Genomic DNA, 15251 nt, shown 5'->3' with positions numbered 1-15251 from the left:
GGGTCGGCGTGTGGGTGGGGGGGGGCCCCGGGGCCGGCGGGCCCGGGGGCCGCGGCCGTGGCCGGGGCCGCCGATCAGCGTCACCAGCGTCACCGTGAAGCCGGCGACGATGCCCGGCAACGCTTCCGGCACCAGCACCTCTCGAATAATCGTCCAGCGGTTGCCGCCCATGGCGCGTGCTGCCTCGATCAGCCCGTGGTCGACCTCGCGCAGCGACACTTCGGCGATCCGGGCATAGTAAGGCGTCGCCGCGATCGACAGCGGCACGATCGCTGCCCAGGTGCCGATCGAGGTGCCGACGATCAGCCGCGTCACCGGGATCAGCGCAACCAGCAGGATGATGAAAGGCACCGAGCGGAAGCCATTGATGACAGCGCCAAGCGTGCGGTTCACCCACAGGTTTTCGGCGATGCCGCCGCGGTCGGTGGCGACCAGCGCCAGGCCGAGCGGCAGCCCGAAAACCAGCGAGACGAGGCCGGAGGCGGCCGTCATCAGGATCGTTTCCCAGATTGAACGGACGAGAAGCTCAAACAGAACCGGCGACATGGCCAAGCACCTCCACCCGCGCTTGGCGGGCTTTCAAGAACGCGATCACCTCTGCCAGGTGAGCTTCATTGGTGCCGGCGACCGCCACGAACAGTGTCCCGACAGGCTGCTGCTGGACGTGATCGATGCCGCCATGCACGAGGCGGAACGAGCCGGGAACTGCCGAGGCAAGATCGGACAAAAGCGGGCTTCGGGCGGCCTCACCGGCCACGTCGATCCTGAGGATCGCCTCCACGCCGGCGTTCTGCGTTAGCCGGCTTGCGATCTCCGCCGGCAATTGCGGCCGGATGCCGCCGAGCAGGCTTTGTGTGATCGCCGATTTCGGGTCGGCAAAGACCGACCACACCGGCCCTTGCTCGACGATCCGCCCAGCGTCGATCACCGCGACCCGGTCGGCGATCGAGCGGATCACCTCCATCTCATGCGTGATCAGCAGGATGGTCAGGCCAAGCTGCCGGTTGATGTCCCTCAGCAAGGCAAGGATGGAGCGCGTCGTCTCCGGGTCGAGCGCCGAGGTCGCTTCGTCGGACAAAAGTAGCGCCGGGCGCGCCGCAAGCGCCCGGGCAATGCCGACACGCTGCTTCTGCCCGCCCGACAGCGACGCCGGATAGGCTTTCGCCTTCTCCGACAGCCCGACGAGCTCGAGCAGCTCGGCGGCGCGCGCCAGGCGTTCGGCCCTGGGCCGGCCTTCGATCTTGAGCGGCAGCGCTACATTGTCTTCGACGGTCTTGGCGGACAGCAGGTTGAAATGCTGGAAGATCATACCGATGCGCCGGCGCAGCGGCTGCAATTCGCGCTCGCCGAGCCGGCTGATGTCGCGGCCTTCGATGTAGACCTGTCCTGAATCCGGCCGCTCCAGGCCGTTCAGGCAGCGTATCAGCGTCGACTTGCCGGCGCCGCTGCGGCCGATGATGCCGAGGATCTCGCCCTGGCGCACGCTGAGCGACACGCCGTCCAGCGCCGCTGTCGCGCCGAAGCGGCGCTTCAGCTCGATGAGGCGCACGACATCGTTCGGTCCCGCGGAGCGGCCGCCGACGGGATGCATGACTTCGATGACCGAGGCGAAATGCTGGTTCATGAAAGTTCCTGTATTGGTGTCCCGCAAACGCGATCGCGGTCCGCGTTGAAGCGCGGACCGCTTTACCATGCCGGGCTTCGGCGCCCAGTCGAGCTCGGCATCAATAGGCGCTGATGCCGGTTCCCTTGTAGACCCGATCGAATTCGGCCTTCACCTTTTCGTTCTGATAGGAGGCGACCAATGTCTTTACCCAGGGCTGGTTTTCATTGCCGGCCTTGACCGCGATGAAATTGCGGTAGGGATTGTCGGCCACCGCCTCCTGGGCGATGCGATTCTCCGGTGTGAGGCCGCTTTTAAGCGCCCAATCCGTGTTGACTACGGCCGCGTCGAGGTCTTCCACCGAGCGCCCGACGATGCCTGCGTCCAGCTCCTTGATGACCAAGTGCTTCGGGTTTTCGGCGATGTCGGTGGTCGTCGCCAGAATGCCGGTGCCTTCCCTGAGCTTGATCAGATGTTCGCTCTGCAGGACGCGCAGTGCGCGGCCCTCATTGGACGGGTCGTTCGGCACGCCAATGACCGCGCCTTCTGGCAGGTCGGCAATCTTCGCGTACTTCTTGGAATAAAGGCCGATCGGCCAGACCCCGGTATAGCCGACCGGGACGATGTGATAGCCCTGCGTCTTGATCTGGTTGTCGAGATAGGGCTTGTGCTGGAAGGCGTTGGCGTCGATTTCGCCACGCTCGAGCGCTTCATTCGGCTGGGTATAGTCGTTGAACACCACGGTCTCGATTGTCAGGCCCCTCTCCGCCGCCTGGGCGGTGACGACGCGCCAGACGTCCTCGTCCTCGCCGCTCATGATACCGACCTTGACCGCCGTCTTGTCCTCGGCGAGCGACGGCGCAGCAAGGCCGACAATCGCAACCGCCGACGCGAAAAGTACAGCCAGACCGGCGCGCCGGCTTATACTTGCGGAGAGAAATGAGAGCAAAGTGTTGGTGTTCCCAGACATGATCTATCCCGTCGGTTCTGAAGTCGTTGCGGCCAGGCGGAGTGCCAAGCCTTGCCGGCATCATCGGGAATGCTGACCGTCGGATCAAAGCACCGTATTTCCCGCGAAATGCGAAGCCAGGAATATTCTCTCAAAGTTTCGGGCCTGGCGAGCACAGGGCGTGCTGGGATCATGTGTTCTAAGCCAATGCTGGTTCAGAAATTGTCCGGACGTCGTCTCCGCTATGAGGCCCGCCGTGCTTCGAAACGGCGGGCCTTTCTGCGTCCGAATGCCCAACACGGGCAGCAGTGTGGGATGTCGACAATGCTAGACGCGCCGCATGTCCCTTCAAAGCGACGCGCTTGCTCACTGGATGACCTTCACGATCCTGCGTGTGCCTGGATCGACCAGGACGGTCTGGTTGTCGACGACGACGTAGCGGTATTTGACGTTGGGGACTTCATGAAGCTCGACGGTATCGGGCAGGGTCGAGCCGACATTGAGCTCCACGCCGGGGAGCTGGACGGACGCCAGAGGCTGCTTTTTCACATACTCGCGTACGATCGTCTCCTGCTGCGGTTCGATGACCACATCCTGGGCGGCAGCGGCGCCGACACCCGCAAGCAGCAAAAACCCAGCCGCGGCTGCGGAAAGATGCATTCTCATGATTGTCTCCTTTCCTCGTGAGCCACCTCTGCGCTGCGCCGCGTCATGCCGTTCGCAGCGGGGTCGCTATAGGCCGGTAACGTCATCAGGTGGAGCTTGTTCCGCCACTCGGATCGCTTGCCGTTTCCTTCCATTAGTTTGGAACAAAGTTTTTTAAACGCAGTTTTGCGGGGTGAAGGGACGCATTTTCCAAGGAGATCTCTCATGAAAGGCGTTCTGATCACCAGCATGTTAGCAATCAGCGTCAGCTGCGGGGCCGCACTTGCCCAGACGCAGCAGTCGACCGACGATCAGTCCGGCGCCAATTGTGCAGCCGGCACTGCCAATTGCCAGAACGGCGCCAAGATGGGCGAGCAGGCTCAGGGCAAGGCCGGCGCCACCACTGATCAACAGGCGCAGGGCAAACCGAAGCTGAAGACCGGCGAGCAGGCTCAGGGCAAGGCTGGCGCTACGACTGAGCAGCAGGCCACGGGCAACACGAAGATGAAGACTGAAGAGCAGGCCCAAGGCAAGGCTGGCGCCACGACTGACCAGCAGGCCACGGGCAACACGAAGATGAAGACCGAGGAGCAAGCCCAGGGCAAGGCTGGAACCACCACCACCGAGCAGGCTCAGGGCAGCTCCAAGATGCAGACCGAAGAGCAGGCTCAGGGTAAGGCTGGGACCACGACCACAAACCAGGCTCAGAGCAATACTTCTACCCAGCAGGACCAGAGTTCGACCGCTTCCATCAGCAATGTGACCGTTGAGCAGAAGACAGAGATCACTCAGGTCATCAAGGAGACGAACGTCCAACCCGTTTCCAACGTCGATTTCGACATCTCCGTCGGTGTCGAGGTCCCGCGAAAGAAGGTCCGGCTGCATCGCCTGCCGGCGCGCATCGTCAAGATCGTTCCGGCTTACGAAGGCTATGAGTATTTCGTGCTCGCCGACGGCCGGATCGTCATCGTCGACCCGAATACCTACAAGATCGTGATTATCCTGACCTAGTCGTGGCCAGACGGTCTACCGTGGGTTGATTCACCAAAAAAGCCCGCCGCCCGAGCTGCGCGGCGGGCTTTTCCGTACCCAGCTCCAGCGTCTGCAAATCGCAAATCAAGGTCCGTCCTCGGGGCGAGGAGTGAGCACGGTATGATCGATGGTGTCGGGCAGGCAGGGACTGGGCAGGCAGCTTGTTCGGACTGACGCGGTGGTCATGGCATCGATATCCGTAACCAGCACCATTCTCGCGTAGTGCCGCGGCCACAGCGGCTCTCCAAACAGGACGAAGACGCCGCCAATCATCAAGGCCAGCAACATGAGTGCCGTAACATTTGCAAATATCTCGCCGTAGCGCATGAAGGCAGCCTGTCCCGTTCGGAAAGCGATTTCAGCCTGTGACAGCGGCGACCAGGACGGCGCCGAAAGCCGGCGCTACTATCCTTGACGCCCCGCGAACGCCGCCTTCCATTGGATCCTCCCCGAACAAGCCGGGTAAATAACGGCACTCTCGGTGCTTTGTTCCCGGCCGTGTGGCCGGACGACAGCCGCGTCACACAGGCCGTGTGTGGGGCGGCCTTTCGTTTGCAAAAGGCACTCTTCGCTCTCATTGATGTGCGGCAGCGAGGTCCTTGACGTGACGTTCGTGCATTTGCAGCACCGGCAGCGTCTTCTTGGCAAACTCCTTCATCGCCGGATCGTCGCCGGAATTCGCGTAAGCGGAAAACAGCGCCACCGCTTCCTTATGCGCCTGGGTCTGCATGTCGATATATTTTGATTGGAAACTGTCCCCGCTGGCCTCCTTGAGTTGGTCGAGCAGCGCTTGGTGCTTGGTGTCCAGCGACGGGCCGGCCGGCGCGGTGGCCGAAGTCGTCTGCCCCTTGCTGAGCGCCGCCTTGAAGTCCTCGCCGGCCTTGGTATGGTCTGTGACCATTTGCGCCGCGAAGGCCTTCACATCGTCAGCCGTCGCCTGCGTCTGCGCAAGTCGGCTCGATTCGATTTCAAATGTATTGGCGATGGGCACGGTCTTGACGAATGTCGCGGTGTCAACCTTGCTCATGGTGTCGGTCGTCAGCGGCGTCAGCGTCGCCGATTGGGCAAAAACAGCCAAAGGCGCGCCGGCCATCATCGCTGCCGCAGTGATGGATAGAAGCGTTTTCATGGGGGTTCTCCGAGGCTGATGTCATCCCTCCGATGGCTCAACGCGGAAGCTGCGACGAGGTTGCCTGGTCGCAGTGGCCACAGCCGCCGCGAGCCAAACAAATGATTTAAATAAAACACGCCGGCTGGGTCCTGCAAAGTGCAACGCAACCCGTAGGACCGTACGGAATCGTACAAGCTCTTTCGCTTTGCCGCAGTCTTGCTATCGTCTGCCGGGACAGATGGGTGGAGGCTTCCGTGGGGCAGATCAAGTCGCCGCTTGGAATCGGTATTGATACCGACAAAGCCGTTCATATCGTCATGGCCGACTACAATTCGGGCGACATTCTCTCGACCACTGTCGTCATAGCCGATTTGCGCAAACGCTTTCCCTGGTTCCGGCAAACCGACGAGGAACTGGTTGGCTTCATCGTTCGGGCGCTGGACGGTCGGGAGATCGCGGTCAGCTTCGACCACCGCTGCCGTTAGACGGCCGATTTTCATCACCAACGAGGCCGCGGAGCGTACGCTCCGCAGCCTCACCACAGACTATGATAAACCGGGCGCTTACTTGCCGCAGTGGTTGTCGTTCACCGTCGGCGCCATCGTGCCCGGAGACTTGCCGGTCGCGTCGGGCAGAGCCCCCTGCGGGCCTGGTGGGCAATTCCGGTCGGCATTCGAATTCGTCGTTGAGAAATCGCGAATGCTGTTGGTGATGGTCGAATCCGTGCCGGTGTCAGGGCCGCCATTATCCGGGACTACTATCGTCCGCCCGCTGCCGTCGGCAGCGGCTCCGGAGGGATCGCCGACGTTCTGGGCCATCGCTGACGTGGCCAGACCGATCGTAAGCGCCGAAGCTGCGAGAATTTTCGTGAGCATGATGCTTCTCCTTTTTACGAGGGTCGTCGCGTTGCGACTACGAAAACAACCGTTCGGGCGGGCGAAGGTTCCGACAAATTCCCCATGAATTTCAGCATGTTCTTGGGTGTTCAAGGCGGCCGCCATGCCATTCTCCGCGGGCATGCATCTGTGGACTTTTCTGACGGCCCGGCCCGGCATTCTGCTCGCCGCATGAGCGTACGCCTTACCGTCCCGCCGGAACAGGAATGCTCCTTGTGAGTTCATACCTTTGTACAATGCGACGCGCTGATGCGAATGGCGGCAGCGCAAACAAGGAGAGCAGACATCATGGGCCTTGGAACCATTCTCATCATCATCTTGGTCCTTGCCTTGCTTGGCGGCTTCAGCGGCTTGGGCGGCGGACCGTTCTATGGCACCGGCTATTACGGTGGTGGCGGCCTCGGCTTGGTGCTGCTTATCGTCATTATCCTGGTCCTGCTTGGGCGCATTTGATGCATGTCGTGCAAAAGTGTGCAGCGGTTTTGTGATAACGACATGCATAAAACAGGAAGTAAGCGCGTCGCATGAGGCCGGCCAAACGCGACACGCGTTAGTGTCACGCTCGCGACAAAAACGCCTGCCGCTTGGTAATTAGCGCCGGGCGTTTTTGTCGTGAAAAGACTAGATTTCCAAGATCCTTGGCAAACCGGGACCCTGGCTAGAAAGGGCGACTCGGTGCCGAACCTTTCGGCGCCGAGGACGCCACCATAGCAGCAGCTTATTGTTGGCGATCGGCGGCCAGCGCTTCTTTCAGATCGGCGTTGAGCACACCCTCGTTGAACAGCGACATGATACGGGCTGCCAACCGCTCGCGGACAGGACTGTCGTCCGCAACACCCAACTCGCGGCAGCAGTCGTCGAGCGCTTTTCTCAGCACGCTCAGTTCGGCTGGAGTTGCTGCACCTTGCATCGGCATGCCATCCTCCCTTGAAAAGGGCGAAAGCGCGAAGCGTCTTTCAAGCGTCCACTCGCCGTGCCTGTGTGGACGACTCCAATTCAATTAGCGCCGCTCTCGTCCAAACTCAATGTACGGAAATTACCAAGCAGACAGTTTGGGAACGACTGCCTTGCACCTGCATTGTTGCTGCGATCCAACCCACCCCTCATTTGGATCACTGGGCGTAGCCCACGACGCCCGAATGGAGCCCGTTGCATCCCTCGCGACGGGCTCTTTTCGAGCCCGGCGATCTCAATTGTCGTTTTCGTACCAAACCGACTTTGGTACGTTTCCAACTCTAACTTTCAGTCGGATGTTTTCGTAGGCAAGCGGCAGGAGAAACTGCCGTGCATCGATTCATTTTTTTATTTAGTAGGCTCCATACCTTTCAGTGCTTATATAAGCGTTATCGTCCGCAGGTTATACCGGGCGCGGACGGCTGGGAGATAAAAAGGCTCTTGCCCTAGTTTGGGCCCAGCTATGTCTGATCCAGCAAATTCCAATAAAAATCCGTACAAAAACAAGCTGTTGCGCCGAATGAGCGCCGGCGATTTCGCATCTCTCGAGCCGCACATCGAGCGCTGTTCGCTGGAGTTACGGCAATCGCTCGAAGTGTCCGGATCGCCGATCGAGGCCATTTATTTCCTTGAGGACGGCATCGGTTCGGTGGTTGCGAAAATGCCGAACGGCAGCGATGCGGAAGTTGGCCTTGTCGGCTTGGAAGGTATGACCGGCTCGGCCCTGATAATGGGCGACGACCGTACGGTCCATGATTGCTATGTGCAGCTGGCGGGAGAAGCTGCCAGGATCGACGCCGAGCCGTTCAAGGCGGCGCTGACGCAAAGCCCGACGCTGCGGCTGTTCTTGCTGCGCTACGTGCAATATCTGCATGTCCAGACTGGCTATACCGCGCTGGTCAACGCGCGATCGAAACTTGAAGACCGGCTGGCGCGCTGGCTTCTCATGTGTGACGATCGGGTGGATGGCGGCCGGCTGACGATCACGCACGAATTCCTGTCGATCATGCTTGGCGTAAGGCGCCCGGGTGTAACGGTCGCGCTGCAGCTGCTCGAGGGGCGAGGGCTCATCCGGTCCCGCCGCGGCGAAATTATCATCCGCGATCGCGATGGTCTCGTCGCACTGGCGGATGGCGGCTACGGCTTGGCCGAGGCCGAATATACCCGCCTGGTCGAGCATATCGGCGAGCGCTGACGGCGCTTTTCTGGCCGATTGCTGCCGCAGGTCGAAGGCCCCTGCGACACCACACGGCGGGTCGGAAAAATTTTCAAAGCTGCCGGACCGTCAGGGAACTTGTTTCCTGTCGGAGGGTTATCGGACGCCTCCACTTTGCGAGGCGGCACCAACCATTCGGGAGAGGATCATGGCGACTACAAAAAAGGCCGCGAAGGCGGCAAGCAAGGGCCTTGAGGATCTGTTCCTCGACGGGCTCAAAGACCTCTACTACGCCGAGAAGAAGATATTGAAAGCACTGCCCAAAATGGCCAAGGGCGCGGAGTCGGAAGAAGTGACCGCCGCCTTCGAGAAACACCGCATGGAAACCGAAGGACATGTCGACCGCCTCGAGGAGGTGTTCGACAAATTCGGCAAGCCGGCCCGCGGCAAAACCTGTCCGGCCATTGACGGCATCATCGAAGAGGGCTCGGAAATGCTCGAGGAGTATAGTGGTGCTCCTGCACTCGACGCCGGACTTGTCGGCGCAGCGCAGTCTGTCGAACATTACGAGATCGCTCGCTACGGCACTTTGATCGCGTGGGCGGAAGAACTTGGCAAGAGCGACGTTGTCGAGCTGCTCAGGGCAACTCTCAAGGAAGAGGTCGCGACCGACGAAGCGCTTTCCAAGCTCGGCGAAAGCGGCGTCAACGAACGCGCCATGCAGGAAGCTGCCTGATTTCAAAACCGCAACCGAGCCTTGGTTGCCAAGGCTCGGTTGGCCGCGGCGAACCGGTGAAATTCTGCATTGGTCCGTCATGAACGGGCAGCAAGCGCCTTGAAGCGGTGCCTCGGATCGGACTTACTCGATCTGCTCGAACGTGCATTGCCGCGGTTCCTTGTCCGGCCGCCAGCGCAACAGCTTGGTTCCGTGCCGGAACCGGTCGCCTGTCACATGGTCGAACCGAACCTCGACCACCAGTTCAGGCTTTATCGGTTCCCATTGTCCGCTCCGCTCCGTGCTCCAGCGGCTTGGTCCGCCCGGCGCCTTGCCGGTGAAACCTGGTTTGGCCCGCAGTTTTTCCAGCCGTCTGGTCAGCGCCGCCCTGTCGTCCTTGCCGATGGTCGAGGTGAATCCGACATGATCCAGCCTGCCTTCGTTATTGTAGAGGCCGAGCAGCAGAGATCCGACTTCGTTGCTGCCGGCGAGATAGCGAAAGCCGCCGACCACGCAATCCGCAGTGCGCAGCCGCTTGACCTTGACCATGGCGCGCTCGCCGGGCCGGTATGGCCCGGCGATCAGTTTTGCAACAACACCGTCGGTCGAGCCGTGGCCGGCGCCCTGCAGCCAGCGCTCGGCGGTGGCGGCGTCGTGCGTATATTTGGACAGGTGCAGTTGGGGCCGTGCCGCCGACGCGACAAAGGCCCCAATCGCCTGCCTCCTGGTGGTGAGAGGCTCTTCGATGATGATCCTGCCGCCGGGCTCGGCCAGCATATCGAACAGGATCAGCATGGCGGGCGTCTCGAGGCTCAACTTGCGGATCCTGCTTTCGGCGGGATGAAGGCGCATTTGCAGGGCCTCGAACGAGGACGATCCGTCGACCTCGATGACAATCTCGCCGTCGGCAACAAACCGTCGCGAGCTCACATCGCGCAGCACCGCGACCAGTTCGGGAAAATAGCGGCCAAGCGGCTTGCCCGATTTTGCACGCAGATCGACGGCATCGTCGCCCTTGAACACGAGGCAGCGAAACCCGTCCCATTTCGGCTCGTATTGCCAAAGCCCGTCGCCGCCAGGGATTGCATCGGCGGCTTTGGCTTCCATCGGACGAAGGTCGAGCGGCAACGGAAATGCGGTCATGGCTGGTCCGCGCCGCCGCTACGGCATTCGCTACCGCCGTCGGCCATTCCTCTGTGCCCCGCTCTGCCGTCTCGACACCTTGCGGCCGGTTTGCTCGGGCGAAGGCGACAGCGGATCAACCTCGTCGGTCCCGCCGATCTCCTTGGTGATGCGATAGGCCAGATAAGCGACGGCTCCGGCAAGCAGCAAGCGCACCATGACTGCAAATCCTTCGTTGGTGTGAACCCACCAACCCGCAGGCCGAAGGTTTTGTTCCGCCGCTGCCCATCGCCGGGGTGAATCGTCGGCGGCGCAACCAAAATCCAAGCGCATCGTTTGTTGCTTATCGACGAAAAGAATTTGCGATGAAGACGCTCTTGCCCTTGTTCGCTTTGACCATGGCGCTATTCCTGGCCAGCAGCGCTTGGCCTGACGGGTGACCGCGATGCTCCTCGTTGTTCCGGTCTGGCAGGACATCGCGGCACGACTGCTTCTGACCGCGCTCGCCGGCCTGTTGATAGGCCTCAACCGCGAGGCGCGCGGGCACGCGGCGGGGCTACGCACCACCGTGCTGGTCGGATTGGCCGCCGCCATCACAATGATCCAGGCCAGTATTCTGCTCGAGACCGTTGGCAAGCACCCGGATTCGTTTGCATCGATGGACGTCTTGCGCTTTCCGCTGGGCGTGTTGACCGGCGTCGGCTTTATCGGCGGTGGCGCCATTCTTCGCCGCGGCAATCTTGTCAGCGGCGTCACCACGGCGGCCACGTTGTGGGTGATGACGGCGATCGGATTGGCTTTCGGTGGTGGCCAATACGGCTTGGGCGCGGCCGGCACGGCGCTGACGCTGGCCACGTTGCTGGTCCTGAAATGGGTGGACCTTCGAATGTCGCGCGAACACCATGCCCAGTTGGCACTGACCTGGAAGGCCGCAGCCCGACAGGAACTCGATACGATGATCGGGCCGCTTGGCTACCGGGCACGCCTCGTCGCGATAGAGAGGCGCCCGGATCTCAAAGACCCTGTTTTCTCGTTCGAGATCAGTTGGAGGCGGCCGGACACTGGGGCACCGCCAATGGATCTGCTGGAATCGGTGGGCGAGCATTGCGAGATCCAGAAGTTTGATCTCCTCAGCGAACCTGCCCGCTAGAGCGGTTCATCGTTTCACGGAAACGCCGAAACGCTCTATCTCTTTGTTTCTGCGCAATCCCGGACGGAAAACCGTTTCACACTTTTCCTGGAATTGCTCTAGCGGCTCGCAACGATCGCGGCCTGAATCAGGCCATAGCTTCTCCACACCCCTTTCGATACCTATCTGTCGAGGCAGGACTCAAGGAGCAAGCAAAAGACCGTGGCACAGCGATCGGGAAGTGCTGATCTCCCACTTCACGGCGGGCGCGTACCGAAATGGCTCGGCGACCGCATGACGCGGCTTGGCGCGGTCATGTGCGAGGCGATCATCCACCATTACGGCCGCGATGAATTGCTGCGCCGGCTGGCGCATCCGTTCTGGTTCCAGTCTTTTGGCGCCGTGATGGGGATGGACTGGCATTCCTCCGGCATCACCACCAGCGTCGTCGGAGCGTTGAAGCGCGGTCTGTCGCCGCTCTCCGGCGAACTCGGCATCCACGTTTGCGGCGGCCGCGGCGCGCATTCGCGCAAGACCCCGCACGAGCTTGCCCTGATCGGCGAGCGTGTCGGCCTCGACGGGCAAGGCCTCGCGACTGCCAGCCGGCTTGTCGCCAAGGTGGACAGCGCCGCGGTCCAGGACGGTTTCGATCTCTATCTGCACGGCTTTATCGTCACCGACGACGGCAACTGGGTGGTGGTGCAGCAGGGCATGAACGGCGACAGCAAGGTGGCGCGCCGCTATCACTGGCTGTCCGAAGGCCTGAAGAGCTTTGTCGACCAGCCGCATGCTGCCATCGAGGGCGCCAATCAGGGCGAGATCGTCAACCTGACCGACCGCCGCGCCGAAGCGTCGCGCCAGGGACAACTGGACCTTCTGCACGGCCTTGGACCGGATCGCATCGTGAGGGAGCTTGCCGCTTTGGAGCGGGGTTCGGCGCCAGCGCCGGAGCCGGCACAAAAGCTGCTGCCGCATCTGGTGATGCCGGCGCACCACGATGTGCGCGAAAGCGATGTCGTCATGCGCCGCCTGCACGGCAACATCGCCGCGGCGGCCGAGCGCGGCCCGACAGATTTCGCCGGGCTTCTCCTCGTGCCCAATGTCGGCGCGCGCACGGTGCGGGCGCTGGCGCTCGTCGCCGAAGTCGTGCATGGCGCGCCGTGCCGTTTTTCCGATCCAGGCCGTTTCTCGCTGGCGCACGGCGGTAAGGACAGGCACCCGTTCCCCGTGCCGCTGAAGGTCTATGACGAGACGATCGGCGTGCTGAAGTCGGCTGTCCAGAAGGCCAGGCTCGGCCGTGACGAAGAGATCGGCGCGTTGCGGCGGCTGGACGACCAGTCGAGGCAGGTCGAGCGCTATGTCACCGGCCCAAGCCTGAAGGAAATAGTCGCCGGGGAGTTCGAGCAATCGCATCTGCTCGGCGGCCGCAGCGTCTTCGGTTGGGAGGTCGTACCCGAAACGGCCGCAGTCAAATCAACGAAGTGATCGGCTCGGATCAAGCCTCCAAGTCGATCAGGGCGACGCCGAGTTCGGGACGGTGCCTGCGGCGCAGATGGCCAGGCGTCTCCACCAATGTGACCTCGAGCGTCGGCCGCACGATGCCGTCCAGCAGATGACCGCCCCTCGTGGTGCCGTCACTCAATCCAAGGACTGCGTGGACGTGCAAGCTGGGCCTGCCGTCGTCGCCGATGGCAACATCGCCGATCGCGCTCAGCACTTCACACTGTTCCCGGACGGGGATTTTCCGGTAGGTCCTTTCTCCAGGGTCGAACCAGCCGACGGTTGCACTTTCGAAAGCGCCGAGCGCGGTCAGCGACGCGCCGCCGACGCCACGGTCGACCGCAAATGACGTCAGCTGCGCAAACGCCTCTTCGCCGGGATCAAGCACAACGACGAACGTTCTCTGTCCGGCGCTTTCGGCGACAAGCTGTGATTTCATGATCTTGCTCCAGCCGTGAGGAATTCAAATCCACCAAACCAGCAATGCCAGCAAGACGAGACCCACCAGGCCGCCGATGAAAATGATCCGGCGCGCCCGCGTCCGCAGGATGATCTCGCCCTGCCGCGCCTGCTCCGCCGAAAAGACAGGACCATTCTTGTCCCGGTCGCTGCTCATCCATCGTCTCCTTCCGGGGCATTATTCGGCATTGAATGGATCTGGCGCCCGATAGAACACAATCTCGTTCGGCGGATGAGGTTCCACGGCGGGGCGCCGTTGCAGCTATTCCTTTGGCGCGGTGGCGGGCGCGGTATAGCGGCGGCGCACTGCGTCCAGGATGTGGTTGCGGCTCTCCTGCGCCGAAAGTGTGCCGTCTTTCTCCGCTTCGGCGGTTTCGCGCGCCAGTTCCTTGTCCCTGATCTGGTGGCGAAACCATTCGGAATAGTCGCCGGCGCGCAGATGATGTTCCCAGGTCCTGTCGTCGATGCCCTCGGCGATCTGGGCGAAAATCATCAGATTATGGGCGCGGAGGTTCATCGCATTGTCGGGGCCGCGGAAATAGAAGCTGCCCTTCTCGTCCAGCTGGCCCTCGGCATATTTGCGGCTGTGGCGCTTGAGCGACTGCCGCGGTTCGATCGGCTCGACCATGGCAGGTTTCTTGCGCGCCTGCGGCCGCCAGAACAGCACGCGCTCGTCTTTTGGAGAGTTCAGGTCCTTGTCCTTTGGCGGTTCGGTGCCGGTCTCGTGACAGAACGTCTTGATGACCTTTTTCGCCTTGGGGCCGAGTGCGATGACGGCGGTGACCAGCCGCAATGCCTCGGTTGAGATCGCGTCCGGATGAACCGTGATCAGGATCGTGCCCGGCAATTCCATGGCCAGCACCATTGGCGTGTCGTCGCGCCGCTTCGGCAAGAGGTGATGCGCCTCGTCGATGATCAGCCAGTGTGGTCGTGCCGTGCGGAAGCGAACACCGCCAAGGCCCGGCAGCAGGTCGGCAAAGAAGTCCGGCCGCTCGTTAACGCGCAGCGCCAGGCCATTGACGACCAGATTGTTGTCCGGCTTCCCCAGGAGATCGAGCAGTTGCGTCTTCGTCGGCGCGTTCGAGCCGTCGCCCAGCCGGACGGCGCCTTCGAGGCCATCGTAGTCGCCTTCCGGATCGAAGATGCAGAACTGGAACTTTCTCTCGACGAAGCGCTCCGTCAGTGCGGTCGCCAGGGTCGATTTGCCGATGCCGGAGCTGCCGGCGATCAGCACCGTATCGGTTGGCGACAGATACACCTCCTTGCCATTCTCCGAGCCAAGCACAATGCCGTCGCGGCTCGGCACAAGCTCGCGATCGCGCTCCACCACCTTGGCGATCAGTTCCTCGACGCCTTTTCCGCGCGCGCCGCGTGTCACGAGATCCGCCGTATCCTTGACTGCCGGCAGTGCGTTGTCGACGGCGACGCTGAAGCCGCAGGCGCGCAGGAAGGCGTGGTCGTTTTCGGCGTCGCCGACACCGACGACGTTGTGCGGCGACAGTCTGAGGTCCTGAAGCGCAGCTGTCAGCCCGGTCGCCTTGTTGATGCCGCTGGGCAGGATCATCACCGCGCCCTTGTTGAAGATGATTTCCAGCTCCAGCCCCAATTTCTTGATGACCTCGAGCGCGGTAGCCTGATGCGGTTCCCAGGTTGCGACGATCGAGCGTCCGACCGAAAGCGGTTTGACACCGCGTTTCCTGAGTTTGGCGATGAACTCGGGGGCGGGCGGCGGAGATATCGTCCGCTCCTCCTCGCTGGCCGGCGTGTAGATCAGCGCCCCGTTTTCCGCGACCACCTTGTCGAAGATCGCGACTTCGGGAAAGACACGTTTCAGGTCGGGCAGCTCGCGCCCGGTGACGAGAATGAGTTTGCGGCCGCTCTTCTTGAAGCGTTCAAGCGCCGCAAGCGTCTTCTTGGCAACGACCCCTTCATGCGCCAGCGTGCCGTCATAGTCAGTGGCCAGGGCAATGAAATACATGC

19 protein-coding genes and 1 pseudogene are annotated in these 15251 nt (G+C 61.9%); 7 read left to right on the top strand and 13 right to left on the bottom strand.

All coding sequences use genetic code 11. The annotated features are described in order from the left end of the window. The 4 genes and pseudogenes from NKJ15_RS03790 to NKJ15_RS03775 all read right to left on the bottom strand — a co-directional run. Positions 1-546: pseudogene (locus tag NKJ15_RS03790) on the bottom strand (methionine ABC transporter permease); the annotation flags it as partial. Continuing rightward, on the bottom strand, positions 527-1591 hold the full coding sequence (locus NKJ15_RS03785; protein ID WP_352540028.1) for a methionine ABC transporter ATP-binding protein: 1065 nt from the start codon (positions 1589-1591) through the stop codon (positions 527-529). The gene NKJ15_RS03785 and the pseudogene NKJ15_RS03790, both read right to left, overlap by 20 nt. Before the next feature lie 133 nt (positions 1592-1724). Continuing rightward, a complete protein-coding gene (locus tag NKJ15_RS03780) occupies positions 1725-2573 on the bottom strand; it encodes a MetQ/NlpA family lipoprotein (protein ID WP_352539848.1) in 849 nt (282 codons plus the stop codon). 345 nt (positions 2574-2918) lie between these two features. Further along, complete coding sequence (locus NKJ15_RS03775; RefSeq protein WP_352614254.1) at positions 2919-3218, bottom strand: DUF1236 domain-containing protein; 300 nt, start codon at positions 3216-3218, stop codon at positions 2919-2921. 204 nt (positions 3219-3422) lie between these two features. On the opposite strand from NKJ15_RS03775, the gene NKJ15_RS03770 reads away from it, so the two are divergent. Then, positions 3423-4208 (top strand): DUF1236 domain-containing protein, encoded by a 786-nt coding sequence (locus tag NKJ15_RS03770; RefSeq protein ID WP_352814090.1) that lies wholly within the window; start codon positions 3423-3425, stop codon positions 4206-4208. 105 nt (positions 4209-4313) lie between these two features. On the opposite strand, the gene NKJ15_RS03765 is transcribed toward NKJ15_RS03770, so the two are convergent. Both NKJ15_RS03765 and NKJ15_RS03760 read right to left on the bottom strand, forming a co-directional pair. Next, entirely contained in the window at positions 4314-4556 is a 243-nt protein-coding gene (locus NKJ15_RS03765) for a polymerase (RefSeq protein ID WP_352473088.1), read from the bottom strand. Between the two features lie 247 nt (positions 4557-4803). Then, the gene (locus NKJ15_RS03760; RefSeq protein ID WP_352473087.1) at positions 4804-5358 is read right to left on the bottom strand and encodes a DUF4142 domain-containing protein; all 555 of its coding nucleotides are present in this window, start codon (positions 5356-5358) and stop codon (positions 4804-4806) included. A gap of 236 nt (positions 5359-5594) precedes the next feature. Between NKJ15_RS03760 and NKJ15_RS03755 the strand changes: the two genes are divergently transcribed. Continuing rightward, positions 5595-5825, top strand: a complete 231-nt coding sequence (locus NKJ15_RS03755; RefSeq protein ID WP_352473085.1) for a hypothetical protein — start codon at positions 5595-5597, stop codon at positions 5823-5825. Between the two features lie 78 nt (positions 5826-5903). Here NKJ15_RS03755 and NKJ15_RS03750 read toward each other — a convergent pair whose 3' ends face one another. Then, positions 5904-6341, bottom strand: a complete 438-nt coding sequence (locus NKJ15_RS03750; protein ID WP_352539853.1) for a hypothetical protein — start codon at positions 6339-6341, stop codon at positions 5904-5906. A gap of 183 nt (positions 6342-6524) precedes the next feature. Between NKJ15_RS03750 and NKJ15_RS03745 the strand changes: the two genes are divergently transcribed. Continuing rightward, on the top strand, positions 6525-6689 hold the full coding sequence (locus NKJ15_RS03745) for a DUF3309 family protein (RefSeq protein ID WP_023677107.1): 165 nt from the start codon (positions 6525-6527) through the stop codon (positions 6687-6689). 265 nt (positions 6690-6954) lie between these two features. On the opposite strand, the gene NKJ15_RS03740 is transcribed toward NKJ15_RS03745, so the two are convergent. Next, entirely contained in the window at positions 6955-7152 is a 198-nt protein-coding gene (locus NKJ15_RS03740) for a hypothetical protein (protein WP_352449586.1), read from the bottom strand. 501 nt (positions 7153-7653) lie between these two features. Between NKJ15_RS03740 and NKJ15_RS03735 the strand changes: the two genes are divergently transcribed. After that, complete coding sequence (locus NKJ15_RS03735) at positions 7654-8385, top strand: Crp/Fnr family transcriptional regulator (RefSeq protein WP_352473082.1); 732 nt, start codon at positions 7654-7656, stop codon at positions 8383-8385. A 169-nt stretch (positions 8386-8554) separates the two neighbouring features. After that, positions 8555-9082, top strand: coding sequence for a YciE/YciF ferroxidase family protein (locus NKJ15_RS03730; RefSeq protein WP_352539855.1), 528 nt, complete (start codon positions 8555-8557; stop codon positions 9080-9082). 123 nt (positions 9083-9205) lie between these two features. Here the strand turns inward: NKJ15_RS03730 and NKJ15_RS03725 are convergent, their stop codons facing one another. Further along, complete coding sequence (locus tag NKJ15_RS03725) at positions 9206-10204, bottom strand: ATP-dependent DNA ligase (RefSeq protein ID WP_352614259.1); 999 nt, start codon at positions 10202-10204, stop codon at positions 9206-9208. 30 nt (positions 10205-10234) lie between these two features. Further along, positions 10235-10402, bottom strand: coding sequence for a hypothetical protein (locus tag NKJ15_RS03720; RefSeq protein ID WP_352814089.1), 168 nt, complete (start codon positions 10400-10402; stop codon positions 10235-10237). A 226-nt stretch (positions 10403-10628) separates the two neighbouring features. Between NKJ15_RS03720 and NKJ15_RS03715 the strand changes: the two genes are divergently transcribed. Together NKJ15_RS03715 and NKJ15_RS03710 are read left to right on the top strand one after the other, a co-directional pair. Beyond that, complete coding sequence (locus NKJ15_RS03715) at positions 10629-11333, top strand: MgtC/SapB family protein (protein WP_352473102.1); 705 nt, start codon at positions 10629-10631, stop codon at positions 11331-11333. Between the two features lie 201 nt (positions 11334-11534). Beyond that, positions 11535-12797 (top strand): DUF763 domain-containing protein, encoded by a 1263-nt coding sequence (locus NKJ15_RS03710; RefSeq protein WP_352769225.1) that lies wholly within the window; start codon positions 11535-11537, stop codon positions 12795-12797. A 10-nt stretch (positions 12798-12807) separates the two neighbouring features. Here the strand turns inward: NKJ15_RS03710 and NKJ15_RS03705 are convergent, their stop codons facing one another. The 3 genes from NKJ15_RS03705 to NKJ15_RS03695 form a co-directional block, all read right to left on the bottom strand. After that, entirely contained in the window at positions 12808-13251 is a 444-nt protein-coding gene (locus NKJ15_RS03705) for a PPC domain-containing DNA-binding protein (protein WP_023677099.1), read from the bottom strand. Between the two features lie 24 nt (positions 13252-13275). Beyond that, positions 13276-13428 (bottom strand): peptide ABC transporter permease, encoded by a 153-nt coding sequence (locus NKJ15_RS03700; protein WP_352769229.1) that lies wholly within the window; start codon positions 13426-13428, stop codon positions 13276-13278. Between the two features lie 105 nt (positions 13429-13533). Then, complete coding sequence (locus NKJ15_RS03695) at positions 13534-15249, bottom strand: HAD family hydrolase (protein ID WP_352814087.1); 1716 nt, start codon at positions 15247-15249, stop codon at positions 13534-13536. Positions 15250-15251 lie beyond the last annotated feature (2 nt).

Origin of the sequence: Mesorhizobium sp. M0207, from assembly GCF_040321995.1 — a bacterium.
GTDB lineage: Bacteria > Pseudomonadota > Alphaproteobacteria > Rhizobiales > Rhizobiaceae > Mesorhizobium.
The sequence above is the reverse complement of the archived record's forward strand: the minus strand, read 5'-3'. Positions and strand labels throughout refer to the sequence as shown.